Raw genomic sequence first — 16,035 nt, 5'->3', positions numbered from 1 at the left:
AGCTTTTATAAGGAAAGATTATGAATATTTTTTTTAAAGGAAAAACCCTAGTCGTAAGTGGTGGCACTAGAGGTATAGGAAGAGCTATAGTATATGAATTTGCAAAGGCTGGAGTGAATGTAGCTTTTACTTATAATTCAAACGAAGAGCTTGCAAAAGATATTATAAAAGATCTAGAACAAAACTATAAAATAAAAGCAAAAGCATATCCTTTTAATATACTAGAGCCAGAAACATATAAAGAACTTTTTGATGAGATAGATAAGGATTTTGATAGAATAGACTTTTTTATATCAAATGCCATTATATCGGGTAGAGCAGTTGTTGGCGGATATACAAAATTTATGAAATTAAAACCAAAAGGTATAAATAATATATTCACAGCAACAGTCAATGCCTTTGTAGTTGGTGCTCAACAAGCTGCAAAGAGAATGGAATTAGTAGGTGGAGGAAGTATAATATCTATATCATCTACTGGAAATTTAGTGCATATAGAAAATTACGCTGGACACGGCACGGCAAAAGCTGCAGTTGAAGCTATGGCTAGATATGCTGCTACTGAACTAGGAGATAAAAATATCAGAGTTAATGTAGTAAGCGGAGGTCCAATAGAAACCGATGCTTTGAGGGCTTTTACGAATTATGAAGAAGTAAAACAAGCTACTATAAATTTAAGCCCTTTAAACAGAATGGGACAACCGGATGATTTAGCTGGAGCCTGTTTGTTTCTTTGCTCTGATAAAGCATCTTGGGTAACGGGACATACTTTTATAGTGGATGGTGGAACCACATTTAAATAAGATTAATACCAAATTCTATTTAAATAAAGTCCGCAAGCTTCAGACAATTTTCTAACAGAGACTTTTTCGCCTTTTATTTGTTTTAAAAGGTCGTCTTTGTCTATCTTGCCTTCAAGAACAGATAAGACAGCATTAACAGTCAATCTTATCTGCCCCCTTAAAAAACCATCTGCTTGAAACTTGAAAATAGTATAAGTTTTATAAGAATAAGCATAAGCTTTAAACATTGTCCTAACGGTATCTTCTTTTCCTTGTTTTTGAAAGAATTTAAAATCATTTTTTCCGACAAAAAAACCTAAAAGCTCATTTGCCTCCCTTAAATTTATTTTTGGATAAAAAAGATGATAAGATGATAAAAATGGATTAAAATTGCTATGGTTAAAGATGTATATATATTCTCTTTTTTTTGCGTGAAATCTTACCTCAAAATCATCATTTACAAGTTCTATCTTTTTTATATAAGCACTAGGATATAGATAAAAATTTAGCCTATCTCTAAAATAAGCTAAATCAAAAATACAATCTCTAAGCCTAACACAAGCCACTGCATTTAATGCATGAACGCCTTTATCAGTTCTTGAAGCAAAAAGCGGTATTTCATCTATCCCAAAAGCCTTTAAAGCTCTTGTTAGTGCGTCTTGGACTGTATTTTTATGAGGCTGCGTAGCTGATCCAAAAAATTTAGAACCATCATAAGATAATATTATCTTTGCTTTCAAGCTAATACCTGCTAAGAGTATGCTTTTTAAAATAAAACATACCGGATACAAAAAACAATACAAATATTAAAACTATGGATAAAAATGGAGGCTTATAAAAGACGGACAAAAAGCCAAAATAAAACGATATAACGGCAAAAATTCCCGGATAAATTATACCTTTTTCATATCTATAAGTTACAAAGCCAAATGATAAAGCAAAATAAGTAGAGGCTATTGGAAAAAGAGATATAAGCACATATATAACAAATTCTTTTGCTCTTTTTTCGCTTGTATTCATATCCTGCCAATATTGATAAAAATTCTGATCCTTTGATGAAAAGCCTTTTAAAAGTGTATTTATAGACATATCATTGAAATGACCTACACGCCAAGTATTATTTTTATCAAAATCATAAACCATTCCATCATACAAATTCAAAGACATAGTCTGCTCATCTCTTACTATCTCTCCTCTTTTTGCTACTATCATTTGTTCTTTGTTGTAGTCTTTATTTGCTGGGTGATACATTATTATATTATCATACAAAGAATCACTTTCTTTTTCTATAAAGATCATCCAGTCAAGAAATTTCTGCCCGAATTCTCCGGTTTTTAAATTTAAACTAACCTGAGTCTTCTTGTAATCTATAAAATTATTCTGCAAAGAGTATGCAAGTGGAATGAAAAATAAAGATACAAGCAGCATAATCAAGCTTACAAGAACGGAGATCTTTAAAAAGAAATTTGCTAAAAGCTTTGGGGAACAGCCTAAAGCAAAGCACACTATACTTTCATTCTCTCTTGAAAGCCTATAAAGACTAAGAGACAAAGAAATAAAAAAGCTTATTGGCAAAGTAAATATTATGATTCTTGGAATGGTAAAGCTATATAATTTTAAAAAATCTAAAAAAGAAATTTCTATGCTAGATGTTACTCTAGCAAGTTGTATAAAAAAAACCATAGAAACTATCAAAAAAAGCACAGAAAATAGTGATAGTGTTGTGCTTAAAAAGTGATTTAACATATATTTATAAACTAATCTCATAAAAAGAGCCTACAAAAACAATCATAAAAGATACTGCGAAAAACGGTATCATTGGCATTTCATAGTTTTTAACATGGTAAAGTTTTAAGAATACAAAAAAACAAAGTGCCAGTAAAGACGACAAAAACATTATATAAAAACCTTGCCAAATGCCTAATATACCAGCCATACTAGCCAAAACCAAAATATCTGCTTCGCCCATACTTTCAAGCTTTTCATCGTATTTTTTAAAATTTATAAAAAAAGATGATATAAATTTTATAAAAAAAACAAATCCAGCAAATATAAAAAATCTAAGAAAAAAACTATCCTCAAAAAGAGAAAATAAAGACAAATCAGTAACAAAAGCATATAAAAAAGATAAAAGGACGAGAAAAAATAACAAAAATTCAGGCACAGCCTTAAGTCTTAGATCTAGCAAAGAAAGACAATAAAGAGTGCATAAAATAAAAGCTAAGACAAGAAAATCATAAAATGAATGAGAAAAAAATAAAGCAAAGCAAAAACATAAGGCACAAAATAGCTCGGACAAAAAAAGATGTGAGCTTAAACTAGCACCGCAAAAAGCACACCTAGATCTTAAAAATATATATGAAAAAATAGGAATAATGTGCTGAATTTTAAGCTGCTTTCGACAAGAAAAGCAAAAAGAACGACTAGAAAAAATACTCTCTTTAAAAGCTATCCTATCTGCCAAGCACGTAAAAAAAGAACCAACACAAGCTCCAAGAAACAAAACTAGCAAAACCGTCATTTGCCAAATCTTCTTTCTCTTTTATAAAAATCTTTTATAATGTTTTTAAATTCTCGCTTTGTAAGACCCGGAAAAAGAGTATTGCTAAAATGAATTTCAGCATAAGCACACTGCCAAAGTAAAAAATTTGAAATTCTTTTAGCGTCGCCTACTCTTAAAAGCAAATCAACATCTAAAGGTAAATCCAAATTTTCAAAGATATTTTTTTCATTTATTTCTATATTTTTTTCTATACATCTTTTAACAGAGCGGACTATTTCGTCTTTTCCACCATAACTTATAGCCAAATTTATACACAAAAGACTACAATCTTTAGTTTTTTCTTGTGCATACAAAAGCTTGTCTAAAAGTTTTTTATCAAGCATAGATAAATTTCCTATTATACGGATTCTAATATCATTTTCTATAAATAAATCAAGTTTATCATCTAAGGTCTTTTCTAGCAAAGAAAAAATAAACTCCACTTCATCTTTTGGTCTCGCCCAATTTTCAGTGCTAAAAGCAAAAAGGCTAAGTTGCGGTATCTTTTCATCTATACAAACTTCCATAAGTCTTTGTATGGTTTTAAGCCCTTGAGAATAACCAAGCTTTTCTAAAAATCCATTTATCTTAGCCCAACGTCTATTTCCATCCATTACTACGGCAAGGTGTTTTAGTTCATTCATACTAACCCTTAAAATCAAGCAATCTTTTAAATTCAAACAATGCTTTTAAATTCTTATCCTCATAAATTTCGCATTTTAAACGAGGCGAAAGAAAAGCAGCTACTTTAGCAAATGGTGTATAAAGGCTTAGTCCCTTATCATCAAATATAAATTTTAAAGATCCAAATACAGAAAAATAAAGATAAAGTTCAGTCTGTAAGGAACTTTTTCTAAGCTGAAATAAACAGGTTTTATCCTCATAAACAAAGGGAATATGATAAACATTTTCAGCCAAAGCAAATAGCATTTCTTTATAAATTTTAAATTCAAGGCTATTTTCAGATTCTATAAGCTTTTTAAGCACAAAGTCTTTAAAATTCACATTTCCCTCTAAAAAATTTAAAAGCAAATTTAAACCGTCATCGTATTTTATGATATTTGGCTTTTTTGATAAATTTTTAAAGGATAAAACCCCACCCTTACCCTCATAAATTTCAGCTAAGTATTCTGCGTTTAATTCAAGCTCTATCAAGCTTTTAGTAGATATTTTTCTGCTATTTAAAAGCAAAGTATAACGGTTATAGGATATATGCTCTAAAACCTTCATATGAACCGGCAAAACCGCGTTTATTATAGCTTTTTGCATTCCTGTGCCACCTTAAATGCTAAGTTTATTTTACTATCATAACCCAAAGATATAAAATCATCTTTTAATAGCAAAACAAGTTCATTAAAATCGCTGTCAAAACAAGGATTTTTCTTGCTTAAAACGTTCAAACAAAGCATATCAAGTTTTTTTTCAACAAAACTTTTCTTAGCATTTTCTAAAGCATTTGCTTCATCTGTTTCCATTTTAAAAGCTATTTTTTTGCCTTTAAATTTATAATCAACAAGCAAGTCTTTATTTAATTTTAATTCTAAATTAAATCCATTCTTATACAAATTCTTTTTTATCTTACCGTCAAATTTTTGTGGCAAAAAATCACTAACCGCTGCAAGCATAAACAAAAAATCAGCATTTTTGTATTTATCCATAAGCTCTTTTAGCTCTAAGGAACTGCCGTATTTTTTTAACTCGTAAGGGGTTTGAAAATCTATAGAGCTTAGAAAAACTACCTTAGCCCCTAAAAAATAAAAAACATCAGCCAAGGCTTTAGCCATTTTTCCACTAGAAAAATTGCTTATACATCTCACATCGTCTATTTTTTCCTTAGTTCCACCACCTGTGATCAAAACTGTTTTATCGCAAAAAAATTCATCTCTTAAAAGCATTCTTTTACTGATATAAAAAATATCTAAAACATCGGCTAAAGCACCCTCGCCCACTTCTTTACAAGCAAGTTCTTTTGAAACTGCAGGAATTATAACAGCTCCATTTTCTTTTAATATCTTTAGAGAATTTTGAGTGCTAAAATGATTTAACATAACTGTATTTGCGGCTGGTGCTATGATTAAAGGTGCTTTTGAAGCAATCAAAGTTTGTATAAAAAGATTGTCTGCTATGCCTTGTGCTAGTTTATTTATAGAACTTATTGTAGCCGGTGCAAAAACCAATAAATCACAATCTCTTGTAAATTTGATGTGATTTTTATCGCTGTGCCAGTTTTCATTTTCATCGCACAAAACATCATCAGCTAGGGCTTCAAAACTAAGCCTAGAAGCAAATTTTAAAACCGATGAACTAAGCAAAATTTTTACTTTAAAGCCCTCTTTTTTAAAAAGAGATATCAATTCATAAGACTTGTAAAATGCTATACTACCACTTACAGCTATTAAAACAGTTTTCATTTTTTACCAAATTTTTTATGATAATAATCATCGATTTGTTTTGAATCAGCTCTATTTATATACAAAGCTCCACTTTTTACATTGCTTGTAACTGTGCTTCCAGCGGCTATTATGACATTATCTTGCACTTCAACAGGAGCTACAAACTGTGTGTCAGAGCCTATGAAAACATTTTTACCTATCTTTGTCTTATGTTTTTTTAGCCCATCGTAGTTGCAAGTTATAGTTCCGCAACCTACATTTGTCCCTTCATCTATTTCACAGTCTCCAAGATAGCTTAAATGCCCTGCTTTCACTGAATTTAACTTTGCATTTTTGCATTCTACAAAATTTCCTATATGTGTATTTTTAAGCTCACAGTTAGGTCTTAAATGTGCTAATGGACCTACATCACTATCTATAACTATACTATCTTCTATAACGCAAGAGCTTTTGATAATGGAATTTTTGATAAAGCTTTTACCCTCTATCCTAACATTTTCATAAATTTCACATTCACCCTCAAAACTAGAATCTAAGCTTATAAAAATAGAATTTGGATTATGCATAATAACTCCACCTTGCATAAGCTCTTTTTTGAATCTTTCTTGCATTAAATTTTCTGCTATGCTTAATTCGAATTTATCATTTACGCCCATAAATTCCAGCTCTTCAACAAAAGTAGCTTTTATTTTATAGTCATTTTTAGCTAATAAAATCAAGTCTGTTAAATAATATTCTTTGGAAGCATTTTCATTTGAAATCAAAGGTAAAAATTTGTGTAAAATTTCACTCTTAAATGCATAAACTCCGGAATTGCAAATTTTTATATTTCTTTCTTCATCATTTGCGTCTTTTAGCTCAACTATTTTCTTAATCTCATCGTTTTGTATAACTACCCTACCATAGCTTTTAGCATCTTTAGCCTCAAAAACTGCTACGCAAAAATCGCTATCATTGTTTAATATCTGCTTTAAAGAGGAGCTTTTTATCAAAGGCATATCCCCGCATAAAACTATAGTTTTCTCATATTTTGGTTGATAAGCTCTTAAAGCACCGGCTGTTCCTGGGTAGTTTTTTAAATCCTGCTCTAAGATATTTACATTTTGAAATTCTTTATCTATACATTCTTTGACTAAATCCTTTTGGTGTGAAAGCACTACAGTTACATCATCGCTAACATCAAAAGCCTCTTTTAATATATGAAGTATCATACTCTTACCACAAAGTTTTTGCAAAACCTTAGCCTTTTCGGATTTCATTCTAGTTCCAAGACCAGCTGCTAAAATAACAATAGAAACACTCATTAGAAAATCCTTTAGCTACAATTCTTTATTTTTGTTTTTAAAGGCTGAAACTATCCTTGCTTGTAGCCTTAACCATTCTTTTTGTAACATTATTGGAAAGCCTCCATAAACCTTTCCGCCCTCCAAACTCTTGCTAACTCCACCTCTTGCTGCTATAGTGGCAAAATCTCCTATCTTTAAATGTCCGCTTGTAGCACTTTGACCTCCCATAGTTACATTTGTTCCTAATTCACTAGAGCCTGAAAGACCTGTTTGTGCTACTATAATGCAGTTTGCACCTATATCACAGTTATGTCCTACTTGAACCAAATTATCAATTTTCGTGCCTTTTTTTATAATAGTGCTTTCAAAAACAGCTCTATCAACCGTAGTACAAGCACCTATTTCTACATCATCTTCTAAGATAACATTGCCATTATGATAAATTTTATAATGTTCTCCATTTTTTGTATGTGCATATCCAAAACCGTCGCTACCTATAACGCAATTTGCAAGCAAATGGCATCTTTTTCCTATCTTACTATCATTATAAATAACAACATTTGGGTGTATGATAGTGTTTTCTCCTATTGAAACATTATCTCCTATATAAGCTCCAGCCATTATTACAACATTATTTTCTATATTAACGCCCTTGCCTATATAAACATTTGGCATTATTGTAGCGGTGCTTGCAATCTTATTTTCTACATTCTTGCTTGAAATCAAAGGCTTTGCAAAAATTTTGCTAAGATAAGCAAAGCTTAAATGCGGATCAGGACTTATAAGCTTTTGCATATCTCTTGGAACTAAACTCTCATACTTTTTGCTAACTATAATCGCACCAGCACCACAAAGTGAGATATTTTTGGCATTTTTATCACCATCACAGTAAGTAAGCTCATCAAGACCTGCTTTTGTTAGAGAATTTAAAGCTCTTATCTCTATATCTTGTGCGTTAAACTCGAGATTTAAAAAATTTGCTATCTCACTTAGTTTCATATAATCTCCTTATAATTCTATCTTATTGGAACTAACGCTCTTTGGGATATAATCCACATCTTTATGCACTTCTTTGAATGTGGAACATTCTTTGTTAAAAATAAGATCAACTGTGCCGGTTGGACCGTTTCTATTCTTTCCTACTATAAGCTCTGCTGATTCTTTGATCGGGTTTGGAGTGAAATTTGAAACAAATTCTTTCTCTTTTCCTTCAGCTCTTGCTTTATTTTGCTTTTCCTTTTCTTCTTGCTCTCTATAAATTTCATCTCTATATACAAAAAGTATAGTATCAGCATCTTGCTCTATAGCTCCACTTTCACGTAAATCACTCAACATAGGTCTTTTATTTGACCTACTTTCAAGACTTCTATTTAGCTGGGATAAAGCTATAATAGGCATTTCAAGGTCTCTTGCTAAAAGCTTTAAACCTCTTGAAATTTCTGCAACTTGTAAATGCCTATCTTGAAATTTGCTAGAATTAGCACCCATCATCAATCCTATATAATCAACAACGCATAATTTTATATTATTATGCTGATTTTTTAACCTTCTAAGAACAGCCGAAATATCGCTTACGCTTGCGTATCCGCTATCATACACATAAAATGTCTTTTTTGAGTATTCATCACAAGCACTTGACACTCTTTCCCATTCTAAATCATTCAAATCACCTGTAATTATTTTTTGCAAAGGTATTAAAGTTCTTGCAGAAAGCATTCTTTGCAAAATTTGAACGGCTGGCATTTCTAAAGAAAAAAACACAACTCCATTTTCATTTCTAAGAGCCTTGTCTATAAAATTTAAACAAATGCTAGTTTTTCCCATACCTGGTCTTGCAGCTATTATTACCAAATCTCCGTCTTTAAAGCCCTTTATCATTTTGTTTAAAGAATCAAATCCAGTGTCAAGACCTAAAACATCTCCTTTTTTTTGCTCTTTTATTTTTTTAAAGGCATCTAAAAGCTCTTCTATAACTACATTAACATCTTTTATATCTTTTGAATTTACGCTACTTGTTATATTAAATATATTTTTATTTATGTCATCTAACAATAAGCTTAAAGATGTGCTTTGATTCATCTTGCTTGGAATTTGATGTATAAAATTCATCAATTTTCTTTTTGTTGATAATTCTTTTAAATAAGCACAGTATTTGCTAACATCGACTAGAGTAGTAGTTCCTATAATATCTAGCAAAACCTCATCTTCTATCTTTTTGTATTTTTTAATAAAAGTAAGTCCTGAAGGCTCTCCAGCATTATAGCAACTAAGTAAGGCTTCAAATATATCGCTATGAACCTTTAAGCTAAAATCACTAGCACTTATCTGAGTAATTACCTCGCTTAAAATGTCCTCACTATGCATACAAGAGCTAAGCACAGCTTTTTCAATATCTATATCTATATTGGAAAATTCATCATTTAACATATATATCTCACATTTAAAAACAACTAGGCGTTTCTAAGTCTAAGCTCATCTTCAACTTCAAGCAAAAATCTATCAACAAGCTCATCTTCTTTGAGCTTAGCCACGACTTCGCCTTGTCTTATAACTAGTCCTTGTTTTTTTCCAAAAGCTATGGCTACATCAGCTCCTTTTGCTTCACCTAATGCATTTACAACACAGCCCATCACGCTTATATTTAATGGCTCTTTTATGTGTTTTGTTTTTTCCTCGACTATTTTTATAGCTTTTACAAGATCGCTTTGAATTCTACCGCAAGTGGGGCAGGATATTATATTTACTCCGCTTTTTTGCACCCCGCTATCTTGTAAGATAGCCCTTGCAACCCTTATTTCTTCTTCAAGTTCCCCTGTCATAGAAACTCTTATGGTATCTCCTATACCCTTTAAGAGTAAATTTCCAAGTGCTATTGAGCTTTTTACTGTGCTATGAAATTTAGTCCCAGCTTCCGTAACACCTAAATGAAAAGGATAATCACAAAGCTCTCTAAGTCTTTCGTAAGCTTCTATAGTCTTTTGAACATCTGATGTTTTCATAGAAATTTTTATATCAAAAAAATCTAAGTCCTCTAAAAGCTTGATATTATATTTAGCACTTTCTATCATAGCATCAACGCCGTATCCGTATTTGTCGCTAAACTGTTTCTCTATGGAACCGTGATTTATGCCTATCCTAATAGGAATTTGCCTTTGTTTGCAAGCTTTAACAACCTCTTTTATATTTTCTTTAGAGCCGATATTTCCGGGATTTATCCTAACTGCATCTATAAATTCAGCACAAAACACAGCTAGATTGTGATTAAAATGTATATCAACAACTAAAGGTAATGGGCTTTTCTTTTTTATCTCTTTTAATGCCCTAGCATCTGCCATATCCAAACAAGCCAAACGAACGATATCAGCACCAGCAAAATAAAGTCTATTTATCTGTTCTAAACAAGCATCAATATCTCTAGTCTTGCTAAATAACATAGACTGCACTGAAATAGGGGCATCAGCACCTATTAAAACATTCCCTACTTTTACTTGTCTTGTTTTGTATCTTTTATATGCCATAACTAAATACTTTATGTTGATGTTTTTATTGTAATTATAGTATGTTTTAGTAAAATTTTAAAATACTTGAGTTAAAATACAGAAAATTTTACATAAAATTTTAAGTAAGAATCGAATATGATATTTAATAAAGATGAAATTTACACCGCTACAGATGTTGTTAGAAATTTTAGCACTATGCTAGATAAGGTAGATAAAGACGGTAAAATAGTAATACTAAAAAACAACAAATTTCAAGCGGTAATGTTAAGCATAAAAGAGTATGAAAAACTTACAAATGCGGTAAATTTGCTAGAACTCATACATAGCAAACAAAAGGAAGATAATGGCAATTTATGAGCTAGAATTTGAAAATGAAAAATACGAACTTTGCTATGAAATTATAAATCTTGACAAAGAAAAAATACTGATGATATTGCACGGCTGGGGAGCTAGTAAAGACATTATGAAACAAGCTTTTTCAGATAAATTTAAAGATTTTAAGCAAATTTATATTGATTTGCCGGGTTTTGCCAAATCAAACATAAAAAAAGATTTGGATAGCTTTGAATATGCTCAAATTTTAAGTAAATTTATAAGGGAAAAAGATTTAAAAATAAACACGGTAATGGGGCATTCATTTGGGGGCAAACTATCTGCTTTGCTCTGTAAAGAATTTAATATAAAAAATATCATACTTCTCTCAAGTGCTGGGATATTGTGGAAAAAAAATCTAAAAACTAGACTTAAGATAAAAATATTTAAAATTTTAAAACTCTTAGGCTTTTCAAGCTTTTACAGATTCTTTGCCTCAAAAGATGTAAAAGGTATGAATGAGCTTATGTATAAAACATTTAAAAGGGTCGTAGATGAGGATTTTTCTAGTATTTTTTCGTCTTTAAAAAGCAATGCTTTAATTTTTTGGGGAAAAGATGATAATGCAACTCCATTAAAAAGTGGAGAAAAAATTCACAATTTAATACAAAATAGCAAATTTTACGCCCTTAATGGAGATCATTTTTTTTTCCTAAAAGAATCTGAAAATATAAATAAAATTTGTGAAAAAGAATTAAAATGAGCCTCGAATATACTATATTAATAATATCAATATTTGCTTTTTCATATGTAGTAGCATTTTATCTTATCACGGCACTACAGTGGTATTCATACAAGATAGAAAGGATTTTATTTCATTTTTCAAAGCCTTTGTGGCACGTTTATTTTATACTCTTACCAACGCTTGTATTTGTTTATTCTTACAAAATATTTTTATTGCTTTTTATACCTTATTTATTTTCTTTGTTTTTTTGGTATAAAAAGCTCGATAAAAAACTTGTTTTTACAAAAAAGGTTAAAATTTTCTTTATATTTACTGGTATATCAGCACTTTTATTTTCACTTAGTCTAAATCTTATAGATTATAGAATTTGTGTCTTAGCTGTTTTATTTGCAATTATTATGTTAAAAATTTATTCTTTGTTTGAAGCTAGGTATTTTTATAATAAAGCAAAAAATAAAATAAAAAATATGCATAATTTAAAAATAATCCTAATCACAGCAAGTTATGGTAAAACGAGTATAAAAAATTTTTTATTTGAGCTTTTGAATGATAATTTTAAGGTTTATAAGACTCCAAGAAGCGTTAATACCCTAGTAGGCATAATACAAGATGTAAATACAAATCTAAATGATGATAGTGAATTTTACATAGCAGAAGCAGGTGCTAGAAAAGAAGGTGATATACTAGAAATAACAAATTTCTTAGAACCTCAATTCTGTATAGTAGGAGAAATAGGAACTTCTCATTTAGAGTATTTTAAAACGGTAGAAAATATAAGAAAAACAAAATTAGAAGCACTAAATTCTAAAAGGCTCATTAAAGCATTCTTACATAGCAGCACAGAAAAAAAAGAAAATGATAAACAAGCTATATATGATACAAGGATTAAAGAAGTAAAAGCCGATCTTGAAGGACTTTCTTTTAAAATGGCTATAGATGAAAACTACCACGAATTTAAAGCAAATTTGCTTGGAGAATTTAATGCATACAATCTGGGTGCTTGCATACTTTGTGCTAATTATTTGGGATTAAGCATAGATGAAATAAAAACAAAGCTTAAAAATATAAAACAGGTAGAACATAGGCTACAAATAATATCAAAAGAGCCAAAATTTATAATAGACGATGGCTTTAATGGCAATTTCAATGGAATGAGTAAGAGTTACGAACTTTGCAAAAATTATAAGGGTCGTAGAGTGCTAGTAAGTCCTGGCATAATAGAAGTAAATGATGAAGAAAACATAAAACTAGCAAAGATTATAAATGAGTGCTTTGACCTTGCAATAATAACAAGCCATAAAAATGCAAAACTTTTTAACAAAGAATTAAAAATAGAAAAAATCATACTAAAAGATAAAAATGAGCTAATAGACACATTAGCTAAAATGACTAAAAATAAAGATTTAATACTCTTTTCAAATGATGCCCCAAATTTTATGTAGGAATTCCTAGCTAAGGCTAGGAAATTTCTACATATAGTTAAGAAGAGATAGTTGAGACATAGTAGTTGTAGCTTTTAAGGCTGCTTGATAATTCATCTGTGTTTGCATTAAATTTGTCAAAACGGCTGCTAAATCTATATCTATAACTTCTGATTTGACACTTTTTACATTTATTTGCAACAATTCAGCTCTACTTCTAGTGGTTTCTACAGCCTTAGCATCAGCACCTATTATAGTTCTTTGTTTTATTATGTGTTCTGATAAGTGATCAAGTCTAGCTAATGCACCTTGCATACCTGTATTTCTAGGATCTTCACTAGTAGCATCCGCTCTTTTGTAACCTTTCAGCACAGCCTCTATCATACTATCTAAATCTTTGATAAGATCGACATGAGGCTCATCGATTATAAGGGCATTATTTGCATTAAAAGATAAAGATGCACCCTCTGTAACATTTGCTGTAGTGGTAAAAGGAGGTGCTGGAAACTGGGTTGAATTGCTATCGTGCATTGCAATTCCTATATTTGTGCCTGTTGAAAGTCTATCTGTAACTGTAATTCTACCTTTATAATCAAGATTTACCTCAACCGTTGATTTAGAAGCTGCTAGAGCATCTTGATACACTTGATAATCGGCTGCATTTATTTGATTATTAACAGCATTTATAGTAGTAGTTGGTGCTTGATCAGAGGCAAAAAGACCTATTATATCATTTAATTGTCTGTATGTTATATCATTGCTTGGAGTTACATTGCCTGAATTTCCAGTAAGCGGGTCTGTTTGCATTATAGGAAAGCTTATAATTGCACCCGGATTTGCCGGATCTTCATAGCTTACTGTCGAATTTCCTATATCCACACTGACATTATATGTTACTCCACCTTTTGAATTTACAGTAAGTTCTAAGACTGTATTATCAAGGCTGCCTGTAGCTACTTCGCTTAATTTAGTTGATTCAGTAGCATACTCTCCTGTTGATTTTACTATTTGAGATACATTTCCATATACTTTATTGCCGTCTTGTTCAAAAAAGACATTATCGTAATCAGCACCATTAATCTGATTTCCGTCTGTATCTGTCATATTACCAGATATAAATTCATTGCTTGTTATACCAAATTCGTAATTATTTCCATTTATACCTACAGTAACTGGTGGAGTTAAGTTAGTAATATCTCCGCCACTAGCATTTAAAGCTTCTTGCATTACCGCATTTGTAAGATCTTCTAAAGTGTTGCCTTGAGCTTCTAAATCCTCTAAAACACTTTGATACTGTGCGTAGTCTTCAAATTGAGGAGTAAAAGATACTGCGTGAAAATCAAGAGAATTGTTTCCTTGTTTTAAATCCTTTATTTGTAATTGTCCGCTAGCATTTATGCTAACATCGACTACTTTGTTTGTATTTGTATTTCCATATAAAACGCCTATATTATCCATAACAGATTGTATAGTATCATTTGGACCAACTAAAACCGAACTTTTAAAACTTGTTCCATCGGGTCTTACACCTTGCACGTATAAAACAGAAGGAGGAAAATCAAGCGGTTCTAAGTCAAAATGCTTGTCAGGAATCAGCTCTGAACTATCTTGCATATAATTTAATCCGACTAAATATTTAAAACTATCAGAACCTGTCAAATATCTAGTTTGATCTGGCTCATTAATCAAATCATAGCGATTGTCCGTAAAGCTTACATTTGTAGTAACTTCTTTGAAAAAATCATTATCTGGCTTAAAAAACAAATCATACCCCGGTATATTGTATGAATTTGTGGTTCTATCTCCTGTTACTATATTTAAATCTTCTCTATTTCCAAAATAGTTTCCATTTATATCAAAAGGTTTTGTATTTGTAAGAGAGCCAGAAAAAAGATACTGTCCATTTATGCTAGTATTTGCCAAATTTACAATCTCTTCTTTTATACGAGTAAGTTCCTTTGCTATAGCCTCTCTTGATGTTTGATCTTGGACATCATTTACAGCTTGAGTAACCTTTACCTTAAACTGCTCTATCAAAGAAACCATTTGTCCAAGTGCGGAATCTGTATTTTTCATCATTTCAGAAGCCATATTAGCCGCATTTTTAACCTGCTCTAGTGTTTCTATTTCATATTCTAATCTTACACTATCAATGTAAGTGTTAGCACCCTCGTAAGAGTTAGATATTATACTACCAGTGCCTATTTGCTGGTTAATTTTATAGAAAGCATTCATACCACTTTGAACCGTATTTAATGAATTAAACATATTCAAATGATTTGTTACACGCATTGTGTTATCCTTTTTTGTTTAGATTATCTTAACAAAATATCTGCTAAAAAAGCAAAAGCAAAAATAGTGCCACTTTTTACAATATCGACAAAAATATATAATTTATGACAATAAAAACACTTTTAAAATTACTTACCATCATCATAAGAAAAAACAGGTAAAGAAAGTTTGTATTTTATAGCTAAAATTCTTGCACTAACTCCTACAAAAAGAGTTATTACCGTGCTAAGCAATAAATCAAGATTTAAAAAAACAGTAAATACATAAAAAAGTGCCCCAGCTATAATAGCAACACCTGCATAAATTTCCTTTTGAAAAACAAGAGGAATTCTCATACACAAAATATCTCTAAGTATTCCACCAAAAACACCAGTTATAACAGCTGCGACCACGCTTATTATAAAGCCTAAATTTTCTTCTATGCCAACTCTAGCACCTATTATGCTAAAAACAACAAGACCTATGGCATCAAGTATTAAAAATAAACTTTCTAGTTTGGTTACAACAAAAGGAATTTTAGTAGTAACCAAGGCACAGACGCAAATTAATATGATGTATTCTGGATGTTTAACCCAAGTTATAGGATAATGCCCCAAAAGCACATCTCTAATGCTTCCTCCACCTATGGCAGTAACCAAGGCTATAAACATAACCCCAAACAAATCCATCTTATGCCGTCCAGCAGCTATTGCACCTGTCATAGCTTCTGCTGATATGCCTACTATATAAAGAATTGTTAAAAGCATTTTGTGTTTTTAAAATATT

At 30.9% G+C, this 16,035-nt stretch carries 16 protein-coding genes; 4 read left to right on the top strand and 12 right to left on the bottom strand.

Annotated elements, in window-relative coordinates; translation table 11 throughout:
• The first annotated feature begins 20 nt into the window (after nt 1–20).
• Nucleotides 21–800, top strand: coding sequence for an enoyl-ACP reductase (locus tag Q0J35_RS02690; protein ID WP_297193006.1), 780 nt, complete (start codon nt 21–23; stop codon nt 798–800).
• Between the two features lie 2 nt (nt 801–802).
• On the opposite strand, the gene truA is transcribed toward Q0J35_RS02690, so the two are convergent.
• From truA to ispG, 10 genes are read right to left on the bottom strand one after another with little or no spacing between them, the layout of a single operon-like run.
• On the bottom strand, nt 803–1,519 hold the full coding sequence (truA, locus tag Q0J35_RS02685; protein WP_297193005.1) for a tRNA pseudouridine(38-40) synthase TruA: 717 nt from the start codon (nt 1,517–1,519) through the stop codon (nt 803–805).
• Nucleotide 1,520: 1 nt separating this feature from the next.
• A complete protein-coding gene (locus tag Q0J35_RS02680; RefSeq protein ID WP_297193004.1) occupies nt 1,521–2,546 on the bottom strand; it encodes an LptF/LptG family permease in 1,026 nt (341 codons plus the stop codon).
• Entirely contained in the window at nt 2,530–3,300 is a 771-nt protein-coding gene (locus Q0J35_RS02675) for an A24 family peptidase (RefSeq protein ID WP_297193003.1), read from the bottom strand. Before Q0J35_RS02675 ends, Q0J35_RS02680 begins: the two co-directional genes overlap by 17 nt.
• Nucleotides 3,297–3,965, bottom strand: a complete 669-nt coding sequence (uppS, locus tag Q0J35_RS02670; RefSeq protein WP_297193002.1) for a polyprenyl diphosphate synthase — start codon at nt 3,963–3,965, stop codon at nt 3,297–3,299. Before uppS ends, Q0J35_RS02675 begins: the two co-directional genes overlap by 4 nt.
• A 1-nt stretch (nt 3,966) precedes the next feature.
• Nucleotides 3,967–4,590 carry a hypothetical protein gene (locus tag Q0J35_RS02665; RefSeq protein ID WP_297193001.1) on the bottom strand — a complete coding sequence of 208 codons (624 nt, stop codon included), beginning with the start codon at nt 4,588–4,590 and terminating at the stop codon, nt 3,967–3,969.
• Nucleotides 4,575–5,732, bottom strand: a complete 1,158-nt coding sequence (gene coaBC / locus Q0J35_RS02660) for a bifunctional phosphopantothenoylcysteine decarboxylase/phosphopantothenate--cysteine ligase CoaBC (RefSeq protein WP_297193000.1) — start codon at nt 5,730–5,732, stop codon at nt 4,575–4,577. The genes Q0J35_RS02665 and coaBC overlap by 16 nt, the downstream gene beginning before the upstream one ends.
• Complete coding sequence (gene glmU, locus Q0J35_RS02655; protein ID WP_297192999.1) at nt 5,729–7,018, bottom strand: bifunctional UDP-N-acetylglucosamine diphosphorylase/glucosamine-1-phosphate N-acetyltransferase GlmU; 1,290 nt, start codon at nt 7,016–7,018, stop codon at nt 5,729–5,731. The genes coaBC and glmU overlap by 4 nt, the downstream gene beginning before the upstream one ends.
• 15 nt (nt 7,019–7,033) lie before the next feature.
• On the bottom strand, nt 7,034–7,999 hold the full coding sequence (lpxD, locus tag Q0J35_RS02650) for a UDP-3-O-(3-hydroxymyristoyl)glucosamine N-acyltransferase (protein WP_297192998.1): 966 nt from the start codon (nt 7,997–7,999) through the stop codon (nt 7,034–7,036).
• Between the two features lie 9 nt (nt 8,000–8,008).
• Nucleotides 8,009–9,427, bottom strand: a complete 1,419-nt coding sequence (locus Q0J35_RS02645; RefSeq protein WP_297192997.1) for a replicative DNA helicase — start codon at nt 9,425–9,427, stop codon at nt 8,009–8,011.
• Between the two features lie 23 nt (nt 9,428–9,450).
• On the bottom strand, nt 9,451–10,518 hold the full coding sequence (gene ispG / locus Q0J35_RS02640; RefSeq protein ID WP_297192996.1) for a flavodoxin-dependent (E)-4-hydroxy-3-methylbut-2-enyl-diphosphate synthase: 1,068 nt from the start codon (nt 10,516–10,518) through the stop codon (nt 9,451–9,453).
• 117 nt (nt 10,519–10,635) lie between these two features.
• Here ispG and Q0J35_RS02635 point away from each other — a divergent pair, with 117 nt between their 5' ends.
• The 3 genes from Q0J35_RS02635 to murF are packed head-to-tail and all read left to right on the top strand — an operon-like array spanning nt 10,636 to nt 12,999.
• Complete coding sequence (locus tag Q0J35_RS02635; protein WP_297192995.1) at nt 10,636–10,857, top strand: type II toxin-antitoxin system Phd/YefM family antitoxin; 222 nt, start codon at nt 10,636–10,638, stop codon at nt 10,855–10,857.
• Nucleotides 10,844–11,575, top strand: coding sequence for an alpha/beta fold hydrolase (locus tag Q0J35_RS02630; RefSeq protein ID WP_297192994.1), 732 nt, complete (start codon nt 10,844–10,846; stop codon nt 11,573–11,575). The genes Q0J35_RS02635 and Q0J35_RS02630 overlap by 14 nt, the downstream gene beginning before the upstream one ends.
• Entirely contained in the window at nt 11,572–12,999 is a 1,428-nt protein-coding gene (gene murF / locus Q0J35_RS02625) for a UDP-N-acetylmuramoyl-tripeptide--D-alanyl-D-alanine ligase (RefSeq protein ID WP_297192993.1), read from the top strand. The genes Q0J35_RS02630 and murF overlap by 4 nt, the downstream gene beginning before the upstream one ends.
• Before the next feature lie 27 nt (nt 13,000–13,026).
• On the opposite strand, the gene flgL is transcribed toward murF, so the two are convergent.
• Together flgL and Q0J35_RS02615 are read right to left on the bottom strand one after the other, a co-directional pair.
• A complete protein-coding gene (flgL, locus tag Q0J35_RS02620) occupies nt 13,027–15,270 on the bottom strand; it encodes a flagellar hook-associated protein FlgL (protein WP_297192992.1) in 2,244 nt (747 codons plus the stop codon).
• 128 nt (nt 15,271–15,398) lie between these two features.
• Complete coding sequence (locus Q0J35_RS02615) at nt 15,399–16,016, bottom strand: trimeric intracellular cation channel family protein (RefSeq protein WP_297192991.1); 618 nt, start codon at nt 16,014–16,016, stop codon at nt 15,399–15,401.
• Between the last annotated feature and the right edge of the window lie 19 nt (nt 16,017–16,035).

It is taken from the genome of uncultured Campylobacter sp., from assembly GCF_944323605.1.
GTDB lineage: Bacteria > Campylobacterota > Campylobacteria > Campylobacterales > Campylobacteraceae > Campylobacter_D.
Note: the sequence above shows the minus strand (reverse complement) of the source record. Positions and strands in the feature narration are given on the sequence as shown.